Genomic DNA, 18,545 nt, shown 5'->3' with positions numbered 1-18,545 from the left:
TGATTTTTTATATGTTAAGCATCATACAGAATCCCTGCCGCCTGATTTTAAAAGACGGACAATACCTGTTTTTTTACAGTTATACCAACGGGTGTAATAATTTAGAAATCGCCAGAGAATCATAAACATTTGGAAGGTTTATTATATAAATCTTAAAATTATGGGTTTGAAATAAATAATTATACAGGTCCTGCCCTATTTCAGCGATTTGCTGGTTATAAGATAGATAGCGTAATCCCTGTCACTGTCCTCAGCCGCCTCTATCCTGATGCCGAGCTGGGGCTCAAGTATTGGCCCAGTCATTCCTGAATATGCTATCAGTTCACTTGATTTGATTTCGTCTTGTCTTGATCGCGCGATTAGTATATGTGTAAGATTTGTATAATCGATAATAATATCTCTACTTTGTATAGTTATAAAATTTCCATCAGAAATACTATAACGTAAACTGACTGTATATCCATCCCACAATGGATATACAGGGATGCCTCGAGGCATACGGATACTGAATTTATTTTTTTCATAACCCACAATATCAGCAACCATTTCATCAGGCAGAAGGACAAACAGAGTTTCAGATACCTCTGATTTTTCGGTGTCTGTTTCGCTTCGCAGATATTCCAGTTCGCTGCGCGCGGCAGACTGATCTCTTACCAGATTCTGTGCTTCCTCCGTGGTCAGTAACTTAAACCTATTACTTTCCGCAGAAAGTCCACACAGGATACAGATGAACAAGAGTTTTGTCAGAATTGTTTTTTGTTTCATAGGCTGACGTCCTTTTATCAACTTGAAAGAACAACGCCTTAATATCTGAAACTGATAATATGACAATGATAAATTTTCTCGTTTCTCATTTAAATTCTATAGTTGACAGTATCATTTCAAATGCATGCTCCAATGCAAGTACCTGTTTTGGCAATGTCTTATCATGCATTCTCAGCAATTCATAAAATTGAGCAGGTGACTCCCGACTCTTCCAATACCATTTTTTATTCTTTCGCTGTTCAAAAATGTCAGGGAAGCGGTTAAATTTTTCAGTATTAACGAGATTGAGCGTTATGCTATAGACCGTCTCGTTATATAAAAGATTGATTGTATATTGATAAGTCCCATTTGCCAATAATTCTTCAGAAGATGCGCTAAAGAAACTTTCGCCGCGTATCTGCTTTGCCCCATCATAAACATATCCATACGATTCCTTAACTTGTCCTGCCATTGAAAAGTATTTTGTCAACACAAATGTTGCGCCTTTCTGAAATAAGTCATATATATCTGTTTCTGTTACTTTGTTATTCGATTGAATTATTTTCAATATATCTTTTGATAACAAAGACTCTTTCTGTTTCTGAAACATTCCGATATCCATTTTTGTTACATTATAAACGATTTTACCTTTTCTATAGTTTAACTCATCTGCATAAGAACGAAATAAAGGAAATTGACTATAGTCTAAAAGTTCAGAAGGATATTGAAATACCAATCCATCATCTTCATAGCTTAAAAATGAATTCTGTGGAAAACATATCTGTATAGATATTATGAAAATAATTAAAGACAGAATAATTTGTTTTCTTTGTATCCGACACATTAATCTTCTCCTTTTTATAATTATATTACTGGTATCAAAAACTTAAAACTTTTTTGGTTTTACTTTTTCTGATATTACTATTAAAGAAATTACCCATATTGTCACCTGATTACGGGATAAAATCAAAACCTCTGTATGGTCTATCCTGTTGTAATGAAGTATCCCCAACTATACCAATTTCCCCATTCCATGGATCATAATAGGTACCATCCGCTGCAGAATTGGTAAAATGTGTAGGAAAATTGCTGGTACCTTCAGCATAAATGACATGATCAGCTGATCCTGTTTCATTAACAGTAAAAGAACCCGTGAGTCCAGTTGATTCCCACATGCTATTAGCTGCATCTCCCCAACTGTTTACAAACGCATCAGTTGAATCGATATATCCCGCACCGACGGCAGCAGCCATAGCTGACTCTGCTTGTTCCGTTGTCATTACATTCCCGGTTTCCGCTGTATATCGTTCTGAGATTTCATTTAATATGGAGGTAGCAGCACAAGCTTCATTTCCAAAATTTTCACCATATTCTGTAGAAAAATCATGTTGATTAAAATACTGGGTACTTTCATTTCCTGTTTGTGCATCACCTTGTTCTGTGACAGTTTCTCCACTTAGAGTTGTATTACCGCCCGAAGCAAAACTATCCGAAGAACCCCCACTTTCATCCTGTTCCAGTCCTCCTGTCGCCGCGTCATACCCTGACCCGGCCCCATATGTTGACGACGAAGCTCCCGGATATACATAGTCTTCAAGTCCGCTCGTCAGCGCGCAATATGATGGGGATGCCTCACTCGTGGTGACCGTTCCGGTCGTGCCGCTGGTCGTTGAACCTCCGCCGCTTGAACCGCCGTAGTTTGCCGATGATACAGTCACTGAGCCTCCACCGATATTCGAGCTTGACGAATACTTTCCTCCGCCGGAACTCGATGAGTATCCGCCGTTTACCGCAAGCAGATCTTCCAGCTCAAGTTCTCCGTAGTGTTCAATAAATGAGTCCATTTCCACAATTTTTTTAAGCAGCATTTTCATTATTAGTCTTCCTTTTTGGGTTATCCATACCCCCGAAACATACCTTCACCCTGAAGGCTTTTTCATCATGCATACCTGTTTGTGATACCAGTATATCAATGCGATACATTACGGATGATGTTCAGTGGAGTATGAACGTATAGAACACGGCCTGCGCGATGGCTGCCAGCGTGCCTTTTGATGTAAAACATATATATTTTATTCAGCATTTTTATACTGGAGAAAGTATAAAAACTATCCTCAAAATCTGTCAAGGCAAATAGATGCATTTTAAGGCTTTTTAAAGAATATTCTGCTTGAAAGATATATAGCGAAGCAGGCTTGGCACATATCTTTAACACTCGAATTCACAATGAACAGGGCCTAACCCGATAAACACCGGTATTATGGTTTACGCGGGTTTTTTCGTATATTTAAAGTATCCTGCCCTGGCGGGAAAACTTTTTTGCGGGAGAATACCATGAAAAGGGCTCTTCTTTTTGGTTCGGCAATTCTTGCGGTAATTGCGCTGAATACCGGCTGTGCAACGTCAAAAACCACACAGCAAACGGACTCCTGGGATACATCGTACGGAGGAGCCGATAAAAGCTTTGACACCGGACTGCTGGAACTTCGCGCGCAGATAGCCCCGAAATTCAAGGCGTTCGAGTTTCATGATACGGTAACAGGAAGAACACTGGCGTACAATCTTTTCATACCGGAAGACTATGATGAAAACCTGAACTATCCGCTGGTTCTTTTCCTGCATGACGCAAGCTGCGTCGGAAAAGGTGTGGAAGCGCCCCTGATGCAGGGCTATGGCGCTATCATTTGGGCAACTGATGAAAGCCAGTCGGAAAACCCGTCCTTTGTTCTCGCTCCCGCGTATGCCGGTCCCGACCCTGTCACAAACGATGACTGGCAGGTATCCGGGGAACTGGACATGACGTTACGGATGCTGGACTATGTTACGGGCCAGTACAGCATTGACGAAACCAGGCTGTATATTACCGGGCAGTCCATGGGCTGCATGATGGCCTTCTATATAAACGCGAACCATCCCGATTTATTTGCCGCGTCCATGTATGTAGCCGGCCAGTGGGATGCTTCCGTGCTGGCTCCGCTCGCAAACATGAAATTTTTCTACATCATATCTGAAGCCGACCCCAAAGCCTCTGTGGGCATGGGTTCACTGCGGAGCATTCTGGAAAAATCGGGGGCGGTAATCGGGGAAGCAAAATTTTCCGCCCGCCTCCCGGACGCCGAACAGGAAAAATATGTGCTGGACTTAATCCATAAAGGCCACAGCATCAATTTTGTCCGTTTCAATAAGGGAACCGTTGTACCTGCAACCTTTAATCCGGGGAAGCCTGACTTCTTCGTTGAACACATGTATTCTTTTGACTGCGCTTATAAACTCAGCTCCGCAAGGACCTGGCTGTTTGAGCAGTCAAAAGAATTCTATACAACGGAATAGATATGAATGAACGGTCCTGAGCAGAACCCGGACCGCCGCGGGGTGTTTTACAGATTATACAGGAGTTCTTCAGGGAGCATTTCCCCGCTGATTTTTTTCCGCGCGAGGTCAATGGCTGCGTTCGCGGTTTTCGCCGTAGCTGTATAGTCTATTACGGTTTCAAAGGTTTTCACCGCGGAAGTAAAATCCCACACGGAAATATTGGCGACAGCGGTACAGTTCCAGGAAGTATCCTCGGCCTGCGAAATATCGGTAAGTTTCACGGTGCCGTAAATTAACCTCTGAACGCCGGTTCCGAATTGGGCCGCGGCCGCTCGTATCAGCGCGTCTTCATCCCCGGAGGCAAGCTGACCCGGAAAATCCGCCATGCCTATTCTGGAGAACCCTTTCTGCACCAGAGGCATTAAAAGGGCTGTTGATGAAACATTGCTGTTTAAAACGGGTTTCCCGTTTCTGTCATAATCAAGAATGGAAATGGAAGTTGATATACTTTTTTTGTTTGTAGCCACAATATGCGGAAATATGGCGGAAAGTGTTCCTGATTCTATTTTTTTATTTATATAATCAGACAGAACAGGGTCGCTGGTTTCAAAGGCCGGGAAAATTACCAGATTATTCTTTCCTGAAAAGGCGGGGACCGGAGCGGAAAAGGAAACGACGCCGCTCCCGTCCGTTTTGAGCTGCTTCGCTGCCGCCCCGGAAGGTTCGGGATTTGCCGGACAGGAGACAGCACACAATAGTCCGGCAACAGGCAGGACTGTTCCGTCATTTTCAGCGGATATTTTTACCGAAAAGTCTTTTTTAAAGGCCCTGCCCGCGATGGTTTCATCGGGAGACGAAACCGCTTCAATGCTCAGAAGATCAAGGGACCTGATTATTTTGTTTCTGTTTTCATCAATTTCCTTCCGGAATGACGCGTCATTCTGCAGAAGTGAAAAAATCTCGTTATATGCGGAAAAGGCGCCCTCATAATCAAAAAGAGCGAGGCTGTCATTCAGCAGAACGGCATACTGCTCATAGCCGGCGGGAATTTTTTTTATCTGCCGGGTTTCAGCGGGAGCCGTATCCTGTGAATTTTTCCGCTGGGCCAGATATATATCGTTCCGGAAAGCCGAGTCCTCAGCCGAGCCGGCGCCATAAAGGAAAGGATTCTGCCTGTTGTTTATTCGAGGCGAGGGTTTAATACCTCGCTGCTCCGCAGCGGTTTTTATAGGTTCCATGGTATTAAACCCGAGACCAATTCCTCGGGAGAGAAAAATACCTCGCGGCTCTGCGGCGAGGTATTTTATTCCGGAAAGAGATGTACAGGACACAAAGCACAGACACATACAGGAAAAACATAAAACACGATACATAACTTCTTTCTCCGAATAAATACTTCAGCTTATGATAACATAAAAACAGCTTTTCAGCAAATAAAGTAACCCGATAAAATGTAAAATTTACGGACACACGGTATACGGAAAAAACACTCCGGACGGACGGCTTGCACACCGGTTTTTAAATAGGTACAATAACGGATATGCGTGCAACACGGACCCTGATTCATCTTGAAAATCTCCGTTATAATATTAATGAAATCCGAAAAAAAGTGTCTCCGGAAACGGAATTGTGCATTCCTGTTAAAGCAAACGCCTATGGACACGGCGCAGTCAGAATAGCGCAGGAATCCCTCCGGGAAGGAGTATCTTTTTTGGCGTTGCCTCTGTTCAGGAAGGCATTGAATTGAGGGAAGCAGGGATAGACGCCCGGATACTTTCCTTCAGTCTCCCGATACCGGAAGAAATTCCCCTGCTTGCGGAATACGGCCTGACACCCCTTGTCGCCGACGCCGGATTGGTTGAAGCAATAAATACGGCGGCAGCGGCCATGAATAAGACGGTTTCCGTCCATATAAAAATTGATACGGGAATGGGCCGGATCGGATGCCGGCCGGATGCAGCGCTTCAGCTTGCGGAGCTGATAGCCGGGAAAAAGAACCTTATTCTGGGAGGGGTCGCTTCCCATTTATCAGTTTCGGATTCCTGCGGAGACAATGACGCGGAATTCTCAAAATATCAGATAGATTTATTCAACGATTCCGTCAATGCCATAAAAAAAGCCGGTATTGATCCCGGAATATTGCATGTGGCTGCTTCAGGAGGAATTCTGCGGTATCCGGAAGCCCATTTCGACATGGTAAGACCAGGCATAATGGTATACGGGTATCCGCCCTCGCCGGAAACGGAAGGACTCATACAGCTTAAACCTGTTATGGAGCTGGAAACCCAAATTGTCGCGATAAAACAGGTCCCGGCACATACGCCGATTTCATACGGCAGGACCTGGACGGCTGAAAAAGAAACCTTTATCGCAACCCTTCCCGTAGGGTATGCTGACGGTCTCACGCGCCGGCTGTCTCCCGGCCTGTCCGTCCGGATAAAGGATAAACGCTACCCCATTGCCGGAAGAATCTGCATGGACCAATGTATGATAGATATAGGCCCGGAACCGGAAGCCGTCTTGTGGGACCGCGCGACCATTTTCGGCCCCGGACCCGAAGACAATACAGCAGCCACCCTGGCCGAAATGCTGGAAACAATACCCTATGAAATTACCTGCGGAATTTCCGCCCGGGTACCAAGGATATATACAGACGCCGGAAATTAAAAAAGGAAATCAGGCGCGGACCTTAGCAACCATCCCGCGGAACAAAACGCTTTCTTCTTTTGCCGTTTTAATAAAAGGATTGTCTTCCACTCTTCCCAGTACGGCGTCCCGTTCTTCGGTATTTCTGTAGGTTATTTCCCTGAAATGATTAGCATAATCTTTTTTCTTCGTCAGATATACCTGTTCTTCAATATATTCCCGGATTCCGAGAGATTCATCGAGTAATTCATTCCATTTTTCCGGCGTGATATTCTGCTGTCCGGTCAGGTGACGCAGTGCGGCATAGGCATTTTCGGACCGGTCACGGGGATAGGCTGCCCACCAGTCTTCATACTGCCGGTGAATTTCTTCCCACGAAGAAAAAAGCCCTGAACGTATTCCTGCGCGGAGGGCGTCAACCTTTTCTTCCGGAACCAGCTGTCCGCCCAGATTAACCCACTTCATGTTTATATTTGCCGGGACCTGCGCGGCAAAGTATTCATAGTGTATTCCGAATTTGGAAAGATATTCGGCAATTGATTTTACTCCATAGTATAAGAGCATTTGCCGGTACGCCCGCCAGGCCCGGGCCGCTTTTAATATGCGGACAGGCCTGGTTGTCCGTTCTATTTTTTCACCGCCAATAAAGAGCGCATCAGCCAGTTCCGGCATGCTGGACAGAATGGCCCTGCCCTTTTCCTCAAGGCTGCTGTCTTCTATCAGGGAGGCGTCCAGCCCTTCCGCGGCATACCAGGCTTTGCCTGTCCAGAGTTCCAAAAGCTTTAAGGCGTGACATATTTCACCGGCTGTATCCGGCGCAAGATGGTTATTTTCAATATGCTGGGCAATATGCTTCCGTTTGTCCCTGTTCTGGTATTTCCAGCTGTTGCGCTCAAGCGCGTACATATTGTACATCCAGTAATAAGCCGGCATAATTTCAAGCCTGTCATCCTTTCTGTTTTCCAGTACCATGCAGAAAGGAAACGGAATATCCATTTCAGCAGGGTAACTGCCCTTGGTGAGCAGTGTATAACTGGCAAAACGGCAATTATGTTTCAGGGTACTGGAAAGGCCGGGCCAGAAACCCCGGCCGGCTATTATTTCACCGTCGTTTCCCCTGCTGTTATGATTCGAACCCACCGTTGAACCGGCGGCCATATTCGACTGGCCCATGACAAGCGTTGCGATAAGAAAGGAATTATTATGGTGCTGTTCATGTCCAGGAAATACAAGATTATTCAGGACTTCGCAGCAGGAAATAGTGGAATTATCTCCCAGAATGGAATGGATCAGCCGGGCGCCGTATTTCAGGTTTGAGTTATTTCCCAGAACAAAACGGACCGCTTTCACGCCATAAAAAACATGACAGCCAAACCCAATAATACCGTTAACCAGTTCAACTCCCTCCCCGATCTGGGTCGGTTCATCCCTGCTGGATTTGATTGTCAGATTTTTAAGTTTGTTCGCGCCCTTTATATATGCACAGGGGCCTATCAGAACATCTTTGATAATCTGGCAGCTTTTTATTATTGATTCGCGTCCAATAACACCATAATATCCCCGGCGGGAATCAGACTGGGCCTGTGTTATTTCCTTAAACCGCTCCATTAATCCGGCGTCATCACGGTATATAGCCCATAAATAGGCGTCGGCACAGATCATTTCCGTGAAAGGAAGAATTGACCGGCCTCCGGCTTCGTTTATCGGGTCAATCCAGATACGGACATCCTCTTTTTCGCCGTCCTTTATAATTCCTTCGCCGAATTTCGCGTGATTGGTAGTGGTAATTTCATCAATACAGAATAAAATCACCCTGTCTTCAATAATATAATGGGAAATTGTTGCGCAGTTATGTATCGCACAGTCTCTTCCTATATCAGAGGAGATAATTCTGCTGTGCGTAATACCGATAGGAGACACAAAGTCATGGTATTGGAGATAGCTCTCCCTGTTTGCGCCAATCCGCACGAGACCGGCAAAAAAATTGTCTTTTACAAGATCCGGATTAAAGGGATCTTCCACAAGAACATCTTCCCAATTCGGACAGATATTCCTGTTTTTTTCCAGCTTTTCCACTTCGTCAGGGCGCAATTGCCGCCATACTGTTTCAGATGTGTTCTGTATATTCCGGAAATAATTTTCATCTTCTCCGGGTACAAGAAATTCGGCGGATACAAAATCATACCCGAATTTGTCGGCGGGCAGTATTGATATTTCATTCATTATAATACAATATATCCTTAGTTTATATAAACTTGCAATTCCTATAACCCGGATTTTTTTTAAACAAAAGAACTATTTCGGTTTTTATTAATGAAATTTTATATTATTTTATAAAAAAGCAGAGGGAAGCCTGAACCGGAACAGGAATATTTCCCGGACCCAGTAAAAAAAGGAGCGCTTATGAGTACACATATAGGGGCAAAACCCGGGGAAATTGCGGAAGACATTCTGCTTCCCGGCGACCCCCTGAGAGCAAAATTTATTGCTGAAACATATCTGGAAAATCCTGTCTGTTACAATGAAGTCCGCGGAATGTACGGTTTTACCGGAACATATAAGGGCAAAAGAATTTCCGTGCAGGGTACCGGCATGGGCCAGCCATCTATTTCAATTTATGCCAATGAACTTTTCCGCTTTTACGGCGTCAAAAGGGCAATCAGAGTGGGAACCTGCGGAGGGATACAGCCGTCTGCAAATCTCCGCGATATCGTCATAGCGATGAGCGCCTGTACCGACTCGTCTCTTAATGGCTACCGGTTTGGAGGAAGGAATTTCGCGCCCACGGCCAGCTTTAATCTTCTCAAAAAAGCCTGGGAAACTGCCGCTACTGCCGGAATAACGCCGCTCGTGGGCTCTGTAGCTTCTTCGGACATGTTTTACGATGATAAGGAAGCGTGGAAGCTTTGGGCGCAGTATGGCATTCTCGGCATTGAAATGGAAGCCGCAGAGCTGTATACACTGGCCGCGTTTTATAATCGCGAAGCGCTCGCAATCCTTACCGTTTCCGACCATATTGCCAAAGGGACGGCCACAACTGCCGAAGAAAGGCAGAAAACCTTTAATAAAATGATGGAAATCGCCCTTGATGCGCTTTCCGGGGAATAAAAGTATGAAAGATCCTCAGCCAACCGAAATAGAATTAACGTCAAAGCGAAAGAAAAAGTCTTCCTCACCGGCAAAAAAAATTGTATTTATTATTATTCTGGTAATTTTTATTGCTTTTATTTCAGCTGTTACCATTGCGCTTGCACACCGGGCATCCCTTGTTCCCGAATCGGTCCAGTCAGGAAGTCTTCCCGTAACGGAATCGCTCAGCGAACCCACTAACTGATCCGCGGCAGTAAAAATCCGTCCTTTTTGGAAACGGCAGGCTTTTTTATCCCTGCAAAGGCGGAAATATAAAATATTCTTGACACGTACAAGCGGTTTCAGGTACACTTTCCTCTATCCCCCGGATGGTGGAATTGGTAGACACGCTAGTTTCAGGTACTAGTGCTCGCAAGGGCATGGAAGTTCAAGTCTTCTTCCGGGGATTGCAAATAAGTCCCTGCATTGCAGGGACTTATTTTTTTTCGCCCTTCCTGATGATATAAACCATACATGTTACAGAAAACCCTACACTAGTTATTATCTTTAATCAGAAACAAAATTGAGCTGTATCAGGTGCGTGACATTTTTGCTACTTTTTTACCCGCTTTATGGGTATTTTCGTTACTGGTAAAAAAGACGATGCAGGTGAGCGGAACGTTCCGATATTCATTTCAATAATCATGATGTTTTATTTTTTTACGCATGACAGTATATATCCTGACCGTAATTTGCCGGATAAAAAAATACCTCAAGATTATATGAACGCACTTGACAGGTTTTGAGGATAGTTTTTATACTTTCTCCAGTATAAAAATGCTGAATAAAATATATATGTTTTACATCAAAAGGCACGCTGGCAGCCATCGCGCAGGCCGTGTTCTATACGTTCATACTCCACTGAACATCATCCGTAATGTATCGCATTGATATACTGGTATCACAAACAGGTATGCATGATGAAAAAGCCTTCAGGGTGAAGGTATGTTTCGGGGGTATGGATAACCCAAAAAAGGAAGACCAATAATGAAAATGCTGCTTAAAAAAATTGTGGAAATGGAATCGTTTATCGAACACTACGGAGAACTTGAGCTGGAAGATCTGCTTGCGGTAAATGGCGGATATTCATCGAGTTCCGGCGGAGGAAAATATTCGTCAAGCTCGAATATCGGCGGAGGAACAGTGACTGTATCATCAAGCGGGTACAGCGGCTCAAGCGGAGGAGGATCAAAAAGCAGCACTCCGGTGGTGACGACCGCAAGTTCCGCGCCTGCAGGGTATTGCCCGCTGACGGGCGGGCTTGAGGACTACGTATATCCGGGAGCTGCCGGGAACCAGAGCGGCTATGGTGTGCCTGCGGGCTATGATCCACAGACCGGTTGGATAGACCAGGGAGGAAACGGTGAGACATCTGATGGACTGACGCAGGGGGGCACCGGCGACGGAACTGTACAGGGTGGCGATGCGGCCGGAGAAGCGGACAATACCCCGGTAGTCACTGAATATGCGGTAGTCATAAATGGTATTGCCTGGCCCCTTGGGTTGGGATATGACGACAGCCATATCATGAGCAGTGATTATGGCAACCGTGACGCAATTCCAGACGCAGGTATCAATTATAGCAACTACCACAATGGTATGGATTTGGCCGCAGATCAGGGGACCCGTATTAATACTGTAGGCGATGGAGTGGTTACGGATGTTGGATATAGTGAAGCCCTCGGAAATTACGTTGTGGTCCAGCACGCAAACGGAACAAGCACCCGCTATGCTCATTGTGATACCGTATCAGCGGAGGCAGGCTCCGCCGTTCTTGCCGGACAACAGATAGCTACCGTTGGCAGTACAGGCTATAGCACAGGACCGCATCTGCATTTTTCATATGACGCGAATGGTAACGGGAGCTTTAATGATCAGGGAATTGATGATCCGACCTCATTATTATTCGGAGGACTATAATTTGAATATCAAAAAAAAGATTGTTTTTCTTGTACTTCTTGCGGTATGTCTCGGCAGAATCGCCGCAATCGAACCTGTTCAGCGGCGGTCTGGAAGCAGCATGCGATTTCCATTTATTGACCAGCTAACTGTTTATGACGGCGAAGGGCATGAGTTCCGCCTGTGGATGACAGCGGATGAGGTTGTCGCACAGTTGGGGGAACCTGATACAATAGAATATTATAACACCTTTCCCGAAAACAAGGATAAATATAACCCTGTAAAAATAAGCTATAACAGCGGTATTACTTTTTCATATCGAAAAGGGTTCCCTCAAATATTTGACATCACGCTTACCAGATCTGCCTATTATGTTTCCCTGGATAAGTTATCTCCGGGAGAATGTACCGTTGAGGATATTTTAGCCTGTTACGGAAGAATGACATATATGACGTCGGTGCGAAAAAGAGCGGAAGGGGATGTATTTCATGTGGCCTATGCAACTCAGAACGAGAAACTGATCGGCAGCGAACCATTCAAAAATGAGTACACATTTGCCATACATTTTTATTGTGATTATGATTCAAAGAAATGTTTCCAGATCGGTCTTTTTGCAGATTCCGGAGTATAAAACAAGGGGGTGCCGCCATGAAAAAGCTATGTATACTTTGCTGCATGTTAATTTTTGCGGTAAACGGCATCAGCGCTTCCGGAAAGAAAGAAGTTAAAGAAATAACATCTGACTATTCTTTTCTAATTGGAGTATGGGATATTTATCCAGAAGTTAAGACCATTGAACGAGAATTCTCTTGGGGAAAAGCCCAAGTAGGAAATAATAGTTCTGTTATATTTGATTTAATTGCTCCCATACCTTATGTTGAAATTGGAGGGATGGGACGGTTTGAAATCCGTAAAATAGAACAAACCGGGAATATCATCCGGATAACTGTTTTCTTTGACCGTGAGGGTACGGATTATGATATAGTCATTCACCGGATAGATGGCAATAAAATTTGGGTAGAGACAATGTTTTTATTTGGTTCCAAAAAAGAAGGACAGATTGATCTGTATAAATTAAATGGGTCGGAGTTGTTAAATAAAATACCAGTAAGTTTAGATTCTAATGCTGTTATTTGCCATGTTATGGAACCGGAAAAAGAATAAGCAGGTTTATAGTACGATTGAGAGTTTGCTGAAGAACAAGCAAAACTCTCCTTTCAGCTGATCTTGAATCTGACAGGATAGCGGTAGCGGACGGCCACGGGCTGGCCGTTTGATTCCGCGGGCTTCCCCTTCACTCCCCTGAAAGCGTTTACCGCGGCCTCGCCGAAACCCCGGTTTTCAGGGGTTTCCTTGAGTATTTTGATATCGCGGATATTGCCGTCACGGTCAACAAAAAGCTCAAGATATACTGTTCCTTCTATACCGGAACGGAGGGCAATGGGCGGATATACAGTGGCCCTCCTTATTTCATCCTCAGGGAAAACCGGAAGCACCGATATTTTGCTCATTGGAAGGAAATCAACAACCTCGTGAAGGACATGAGGGACGGATGATGTAACTGTTTCCGGAGGCGGTTCTTCAGTGGCGATCATAGTTGAAGCCACCGCTTCAACGGTATTGGAAAGGGTTTCCGGAGGCGGCGTTTCCCGGAGGGGCGGCGGAGGCGGGGCTTCGCGGATATCGACCATTTTCATTACACCGGCTATTTCCGTTTCCCGGGCGGGTTCCTGATTAATGGTAAAAACAAGGGAAAAAATGACTATCAAATGCAGCGCCGCAACTATGATAAAAGAGACAAGCCTGGTAATATTATTTTTTTCTTTTTCAATCATATGACATACTCTCTTTTTTTACCCTGAAGCCGGCCTTATTTAACAACAAAACTTACGACCCGGTACTGAAGAATCTGCAGAATATCAAGCACCTTGTTTACATTCCGGAAGGGTGTTCCCCGGTCAGCGATAACATGAACCCGGGTATCCGGCGCTTCCTGGTACGCGGTTATTATCCCGGCCTCAATGGCATCCAGATTGCTTGCAATTCCGTTCAGGTAAAGATTGCCTCCACGGTCTATCCAGATTTCAAGGTTTTTCTCGGCGCTTGTTTTCTTTGCCAGTTCCGCTTCAGGATATTCAATCTTTACTTCTCTTCTGTAATTGATCAGCGAAACCAGCATGATAAAAATAAGAAGCAGAAATGCTACATCGGACATCGAGTTTGTCGGAATAAGAAAATCCGATCTTCGTTTCTTTATTTTCATATACTGCCCTTCATATTAAAGGAAAATGAATCAACCTCCAGTTTTTGCGCCAGTTCCACAAAGGAAACCACCTCCTGCCACGGGGCTTCCGAATCAATGGACAGGACAACTGCCAGATTAGGATGCCGGTTCACCGCGGAACGGATTATTGTTTCCGCATCACCGAGGCTCAGCAGGCCGCCTTCATATGAGATAAAACCCGACTCATCCATGTCAAAGCGCATAAGATCGTCTTTCAGAATCATCCTGGTGGAATCCTTTGCCGGGAGCGTTAAGAGAAAACCGAAATTGACATTAAAGCCTGCAATAACCAGAAAATAAATGATAAGCAGAAACGCTACATCACTGGAGGCGCTGGTCTCACTGAAACTTAATCTTTTACGCCGTTTAATTTTCATTTTGCTCATCTACCGGAACCGGTTCACTCTGCGGCGCCGGAGATTCTTCTGTTTTGCCGTAGTGACGGAATTTAGCGATATCAATAATAAGATCGGAACAGGCCTTTTCAATATTTCCGGCGAACTTGTCCACTGCGCCGGAAAAAAGAGAATGGGCTATCATGGCAACAATAGCAATGCAGAGGCCGAAAACGGTGGTAATAAGGGCTTCATAAATACCGTTTGCAACGATCTGAGCGCTTACATCCTCGGCCTCGGCAATGGAACGGAAGGCTCCTATCATCCCCGAGACGGTTCCGAGAAAACCTGTAAGAGGAGACAGTGAACCAAGGGCAGTAAGATAATTAAAACCATTTTCCAGAGAAGCGATACATTCCCCGGCCTCGGCCTCGGCGGCTTTTTCGGCCAGCTCGTATTCGGGAAGATCCGCATTGGAAACAAGCGCGAAAAGGACCCTCGCGCCCATCCGTTTGTCAGTCTGTTTTTCAAGAAATTCCCCAGCCTCTGCGAATCTGCCTGACCGTATGTATTTTTCGGTTTCCAGCTTCAGATCATCAATCCTGAGATTGTGTCTTCCCAGATAGATTATCCGTTCCAGGGCAATTGCCACAGTGGCGACCGAAAAGGCCAGAAGAGGCCACATGAAGATGCCGCCCAGCTGAAAGAGTTCCAAAAGCGCGAATGATGATGTTCCTTCCATAACTAAACTACCTCAATGTTAATCTGATGCCATTAAGGGACGCAATTATTGAATCCCAATGACATTCATAAAATATCCATGTTACCGCTTCTTCCCAATCCCTGAGCAAGGCTCCTGAATTACGCAGTTCCCACAACTCTTCGGGAAAAAGGAATTCCGTGTATGTTTTATTCCATCTGATACTGTCCGTCCGTATCCATTGCGCATTTTCTGTACTGTATACCTGAGGCCGTTCTTTTTTCTTTACCAGTTCAGGAAACAGGATAGGCTTCCAGTAATTCTCAAACTCTTTTTGCGAAGAAAAAGTACTGCCTCCCCATTCGCTGTCTTCCATCCATTCCGCAAGGGCAAGGATACGTTCCCTGCGGTTCCTCAGTGAAGTAAGGGCCTCGCCGCCGGTTAAGCGGCGGCTTTTCAATCTGATCATGCCTTCGCTGACCTGTATGCGTTCCGGAGGCGCGTCTATTTCCAGCGAAGCGTAATATCCCCTGAGGATACAGTGGGCTGTCCCGAAAAGGTCCAGCGAAAATTCATTCCACCCATACACATGGGAGGAAAGTATCCGCGCCCTGATGAACTCAATTTCAGCGGCGTCTAGCGAATATCCCGGAACGGGAACAGTGCTGTACAATTCAAGACCGGGAAAGGCCTCCGATGTCATGACAAGCAATTCCCTGTCCGTCTCCTTCTCCCGTATAATCCGCATGTCGGACCGGGAACCTTTCTCTCCGGAACGGTAGATGGCCGTCGTTTTCTCGTCAAAAGCCGATCCGTCCAGAACCTCACCCGACTTCTCGACAAGGGTCGAGCATCCGGCTGATATAAAAACACCGCTTATAAGCAAAACAAAAAACGGAAACTGTTTCCATCGCATATACTTCTGTTTCATTTTACTCAATAACTCCATTTGAATCCGAAAGATATCATCGGGATCGGCAATTCATAACTCGCGCTCTGGCTGCCCGTATCTTCGGTACCGGTATACTGATTGAACGTGGTGTTCCCCTGGGGGCGATACACCAGCGAAAGCAGATTTTCCGCGGCAAGATAGATTTCAGTCTGTACCTTGTTCTTCGGATTAAACAGATACCAGGATAGTTTGACATCGAGCGGGATTGACCAGGTGGTACGGTTATTGTCGTCGTATGATGAATCGCGGCGGTATTTGGTAATAACCGTCCCCGGATTTCCGTCTTTATCGACCAGCTGAACCTGATAGGAATAAATTTCCCCCGTTTTGTTTAAAGGCCGTCCTGAAGCCAAACCGAGGCGTGTATAGATATTGAAATTACGCAGCGGTTTGATATTCAGCACCAGATTGATATTGTGAAAACGGTGAAAGCTCGGATAATACCAGCCGGAATCAACAAGCTGTGTTGTGCCGGAAGATGAAAGCGTCCCGCCGGGCCGTTCACTTTCATGGTACTTCGCCCAGGTAAAGGTATAGGAAACCCAGCCGTCAAAATATCGGCTGTCGAATTTCTGGAGCATCGCGTCAAATCCCCATACAATGCCGTCACCGTCAAAACGGTACACCAGCTCTGAATTAACGGTGTCGGTTGTATATGTATACTGATATGCCCGGTCAAAAACATATTTATAATAGCCCTCAATATTAAAACTCCAGCCGCCCGCGAAATCAATCTTTGCTCCGATGATGCTTGTCCACGAACGGTTGGGTGTAAGCGTAAAATCATCCACCCCGCTGTTAATTTCAATTGAGGAAACTGCGTCATTCACCGATGAAAAAAGTCCGGACCCGGCGGTAATGTCCAGGGACTGAATTATGCCCTTATTCTTGAAAACATTAAAATCAAGGTTCAGCCTGGGATTCAGTACCGGCTTAGTCTGAATATCAAAGCCGTCTCCCGCAAAGTACAGATGGTCCAGGCGCAGACCAAGCTCGGCGCCAAAACGCCGGGCCGGACTTGTGTATTCGACAAGGCCATAGGCCGAGGAAGTGAGCATGCTATTGCCCGCGGTAATCTCCATCTGCAGGGGATACTGCATGTAGTCAACCCCGGGAATTCCGGTACCGCCGGTAATTCGCCGCTCAATAAAAAAGAGTCCGTCCTGTTCCGCTGACTGGCTGCGGTATAATTCCTGTATGCCCGCGGCAAGAAGAAATCCCCTGCCCAGGTCCCAGTCAAAATCAACGCGTCCCTGCACATTAACAACATGGTCAACCAGATTAAGGTCCATATCAAGATAATCGCCGGGGATTTCGTACTTTAATGTTCCGTCAGGATTATAAATCCTGACATAATCGTAATCAAAAAGACCGTCAAGCAGAGAACGGCTGTAACCGGCGCCGGCGGTTGCCCGCAGAACCATATCCGGCCGGGGCGTGTATGTAAGGCCGGCATTTAAAAAGGTCTGCAAATTGTCCCAGTCAAAAAGCATGTGCAGTTTGCTCTGAACTTCGGAATTATCATTTTCGTTGGCATAATCTGCGCCTACGCCGTCGGTGCCGATAAAACTGTTAATTCTGAGTTCAAGATCGGGGGTAAATTGATAATTGAAATTCACCGCGGCGCTTCTGATGTACGGCGCCGTGGTAACAGCTTTTACAAGGGCAAGGGTTTCATTGCCGGTAACATCTGCAAGTCCCTGTACTGCCCAGACAAAGGGGTCCCAGAAGGTCACCCTGCCCATGACCATAAAACCGCCTTTTTTATTCACCGGAATGGACGCGTTCAGGTTTACCGCGCTTGTCGAAATACCAAGTTCCAGTTCAGTCATTTCGGTGTTGGCCTTCTTGGAAGTAACTTCAAGTATGCCTGAAATGCTGTGCCCGTAACGGACGGAAAAAATACCATGAGAGAGCTGGGCGCTTGAAATCATGTTCGGATCGAAGATGGAAAGGCTCCCTCCCCAATAATAGGGATTTTCAATATAAAAACCGTCATACACCGCCATAAGGTCGCCGGGATCGCCGCCCCTGATTGAAGGCATGGCGTTAAACATACTGGTATAGCCAACTCCGGGGAGCAGTTTTATCGATGTCATTACATCTTCGATAAAACCTATTTTGGCGGTTCTTTCCAGCGTTTCTCCGGAAATCGCCACACTGCGTCCGGGCCTCGTTTCACTTTCTCCGGGCTTTTGCGCTTCGATGACAAGCTCTTTCCCTTCCATAATTCCGCCAAGACTTAAACGTATGGTAAATTCTTCCCCGGCAAGAGGAACGGCGAACCTTCCTGTTTCATAACCGGGATAGGTCACCTGCAGCGTGACCTGCCGGCCATCGGGGACGGTAATGACCGCTTCACCAAAATCATCACAAAAATATATTTCTCCATCCCAGGAATGAATCACTGCGCCTTCAAGGGGCAAATCCAGATCTTTGTCTGCAACGGAAATTTTCACTTCCCGCCCGAAAAGCGTGAACGACAGGAGAAAAAAAACTATCCGGATTACCTTATTTTTCATATTCATTATTCACCCATACGGG

General features: G+C 45.6%; 17 protein-coding genes, 1 tRNA gene and 1 pseudogene. 8 read left to right on the top strand and 11 right to left on the bottom strand.

Features of this window, described 5'->3' with window-relative positions:
* Window positions 1-195: 195 nt before the first annotated feature.
* The 3 genes from K7I13_RS10180 to K7I13_RS10170 all read right to left on the bottom strand — a co-directional run bounded on the left by K7I13_RS10180 (window position 196) and on the right by K7I13_RS10170 (window position 2,618).
* A complete protein-coding gene (locus K7I13_RS10180; protein WP_255945295.1) occupies window positions 196-765 on the bottom strand; it encodes a M23 family metallopeptidase in 570 nt (189 codons plus the stop codon).
* An 85-nt stretch (window positions 766-850) separates the two neighbouring features.
* Entirely contained in the window at window positions 851-1,588 is a 738-nt protein-coding gene (locus K7I13_RS10175) for a hypothetical protein (protein WP_255945293.1), read from the bottom strand.
* Window positions 1,589-1,697: 109 nt separating this feature from the next.
* Entirely contained in the window at window positions 1,698-2,618 is a 921-nt protein-coding gene (locus K7I13_RS10170) for a hypothetical protein (RefSeq protein ID WP_255945291.1), read from the bottom strand.
* A gap of 460 nt (window positions 2,619-3,078) precedes the next feature.
* On the opposite strand from K7I13_RS10170, the gene K7I13_RS10165 reads away from it, so the two are divergent.
* Complete coding sequence (locus K7I13_RS10165) at window positions 3,079-4,074, top strand: carboxylesterase family protein (protein WP_255945289.1); 996 nt, start codon at window positions 3,079-3,081, stop codon at window positions 4,072-4,074.
* Window positions 4,075-4,121: 47 nt separating this feature from the next.
* Here K7I13_RS10165 and K7I13_RS10160 read toward each other — a convergent pair whose 3' ends face one another.
* Entirely contained in the window at window positions 4,122-5,294 is a 1,173-nt protein-coding gene (locus tag K7I13_RS10160; protein ID WP_255945276.1) for a hypothetical protein, read from the bottom strand.
* Window positions 5,295-5,596: 302 nt separating this feature from the next.
* Between K7I13_RS10160 and alr the strand changes: the two are divergent.
* A pseudogene (gene alr, locus K7I13_RS10155) lies at window positions 5,597-6,723 on the top strand (alanine racemase).
* A 9-nt stretch (window positions 6,724-6,732) separates the two neighbouring features.
* On the opposite strand, the gene K7I13_RS10150 reads toward alr, so the two are convergent.
* Window positions 6,733-8,925, bottom strand: a complete 2,193-nt coding sequence (locus K7I13_RS10150; RefSeq protein WP_255945274.1) for a DUF4954 family protein — start codon at window positions 8,923-8,925, stop codon at window positions 6,733-6,735.
* Between the two features lie 180 nt (window positions 8,926-9,105).
* Between K7I13_RS10150 and deoD the strand changes: the two genes are divergently transcribed.
* From deoD to K7I13_RS10120, 6 genes are all read left to right on the top strand, one after another.
* Window positions 9,106-9,810, top strand: a complete 705-nt coding sequence (deoD, locus tag K7I13_RS10145) for a purine-nucleoside phosphorylase (RefSeq protein ID WP_255945272.1) — start codon at window positions 9,106-9,108, stop codon at window positions 9,808-9,810.
* A 4-nt stretch (window positions 9,811-9,814) separates the two neighbouring features.
* Complete coding sequence (locus tag K7I13_RS10140) at window positions 9,815-10,036, top strand: hypothetical protein (protein WP_255945270.1); 222 nt, start codon at window positions 9,815-9,817, stop codon at window positions 10,034-10,036.
* 118 nt (window positions 10,037-10,154) lie between these two features.
* Window positions 10,155-10,238: transfer RNA gene (locus K7I13_RS10135), tRNA-Leu, on the top strand.
* Window positions 10,239-10,818: 580 nt separating this feature from the next.
* The gene (locus tag K7I13_RS10130; RefSeq protein ID WP_255945268.1) at window positions 10,819-11,751 is read left to right on the top strand and encodes a M23 family metallopeptidase; all 933 of its coding nucleotides are present in this window, start codon (window positions 10,819-10,821) and stop codon (window positions 11,749-11,751) included.
* Window position 11,752: 1 nt separating this feature from the next.
* Window positions 11,753-12,361, top strand: a complete 609-nt coding sequence (locus K7I13_RS10125; RefSeq protein WP_255945266.1) for a hypothetical protein — start codon at window positions 11,753-11,755, stop codon at window positions 12,359-12,361.
* 17 nt (window positions 12,362-12,378) lie between these two features.
* Window positions 12,379-12,894 carry a hypothetical protein gene (locus K7I13_RS10120; RefSeq protein WP_255945264.1) on the top strand — a complete coding sequence of 172 codons (516 nt, stop codon included), beginning with the start codon at window positions 12,379-12,381 and terminating at the stop codon, window positions 12,892-12,894.
* 53 nt (window positions 12,895-12,947) lie between these two features.
* Here the strand turns inward: K7I13_RS10120 and K7I13_RS10115 are convergent, their stop codons facing one another.
* From K7I13_RS10115 to K7I13_RS10090, 6 genes are read right to left on the bottom strand one after another with little or no spacing between them, the layout of a single operon-like run.
* Complete coding sequence (locus K7I13_RS10115; RefSeq protein ID WP_255945252.1) at window positions 12,948-13,565, bottom strand: energy transducer TonB; 618 nt, start codon at window positions 13,563-13,565, stop codon at window positions 12,948-12,950.
* A 35-nt stretch (window positions 13,566-13,600) separates the two neighbouring features.
* Window positions 13,601-13,993 carry an ExbD/TolR family protein gene (locus tag K7I13_RS10110; RefSeq protein WP_255945250.1) on the bottom strand — a complete coding sequence of 131 codons (393 nt, stop codon included), beginning with the start codon at window positions 13,991-13,993 and terminating at the stop codon, window positions 13,601-13,603.
* Window positions 13,990-14,391, bottom strand: a complete 402-nt coding sequence (locus K7I13_RS10105; protein WP_255945248.1) for an ExbD/TolR family protein — start codon at window positions 14,389-14,391, stop codon at window positions 13,990-13,992. The genes K7I13_RS10110 and K7I13_RS10105 overlap by 4 nt, the downstream gene beginning before the upstream one ends.
* Window positions 14,381-15,091, bottom strand: coding sequence for a MotA/TolQ/ExbB proton channel family protein (locus K7I13_RS10100; protein ID WP_255945246.1), 711 nt, complete (start codon window positions 15,089-15,091; stop codon window positions 14,381-14,383). Before K7I13_RS10100 ends, K7I13_RS10105 begins: the two co-directional genes overlap by 11 nt.
* A gap of 7 nt (window positions 15,092-15,098) precedes the next feature.
* A complete protein-coding gene (locus K7I13_RS10095) occupies window positions 15,099-15,980 on the bottom strand; it encodes a hypothetical protein (protein WP_255945244.1) in 882 nt (293 codons plus the stop codon).
* A gap of 5 nt (window positions 15,981-15,985) precedes the next feature.
* On the bottom strand, window positions 15,986-18,523 hold the full coding sequence (locus tag K7I13_RS10090) for a TonB-dependent receptor plug domain-containing protein (RefSeq protein WP_255945242.1): 2,538 nt from the start codon (window positions 18,521-18,523) through the stop codon (window positions 15,986-15,988).
* Window positions 18,524-18,545: the final 22 nt, after the last annotated feature.

Origin of the sequence: Brucepastera parasyntrophica (genome assembly GCF_022376835.1) — a bacterium.
Lineage (GTDB): Bacteria > Spirochaetota > Spirochaetia > Treponematales > Treponemataceae > Brucepastera > Brucepastera parasyntrophica.
Note: the sequence above shows the minus strand (reverse complement) of the source record. Positions and strands in the feature narration are given on the sequence as shown.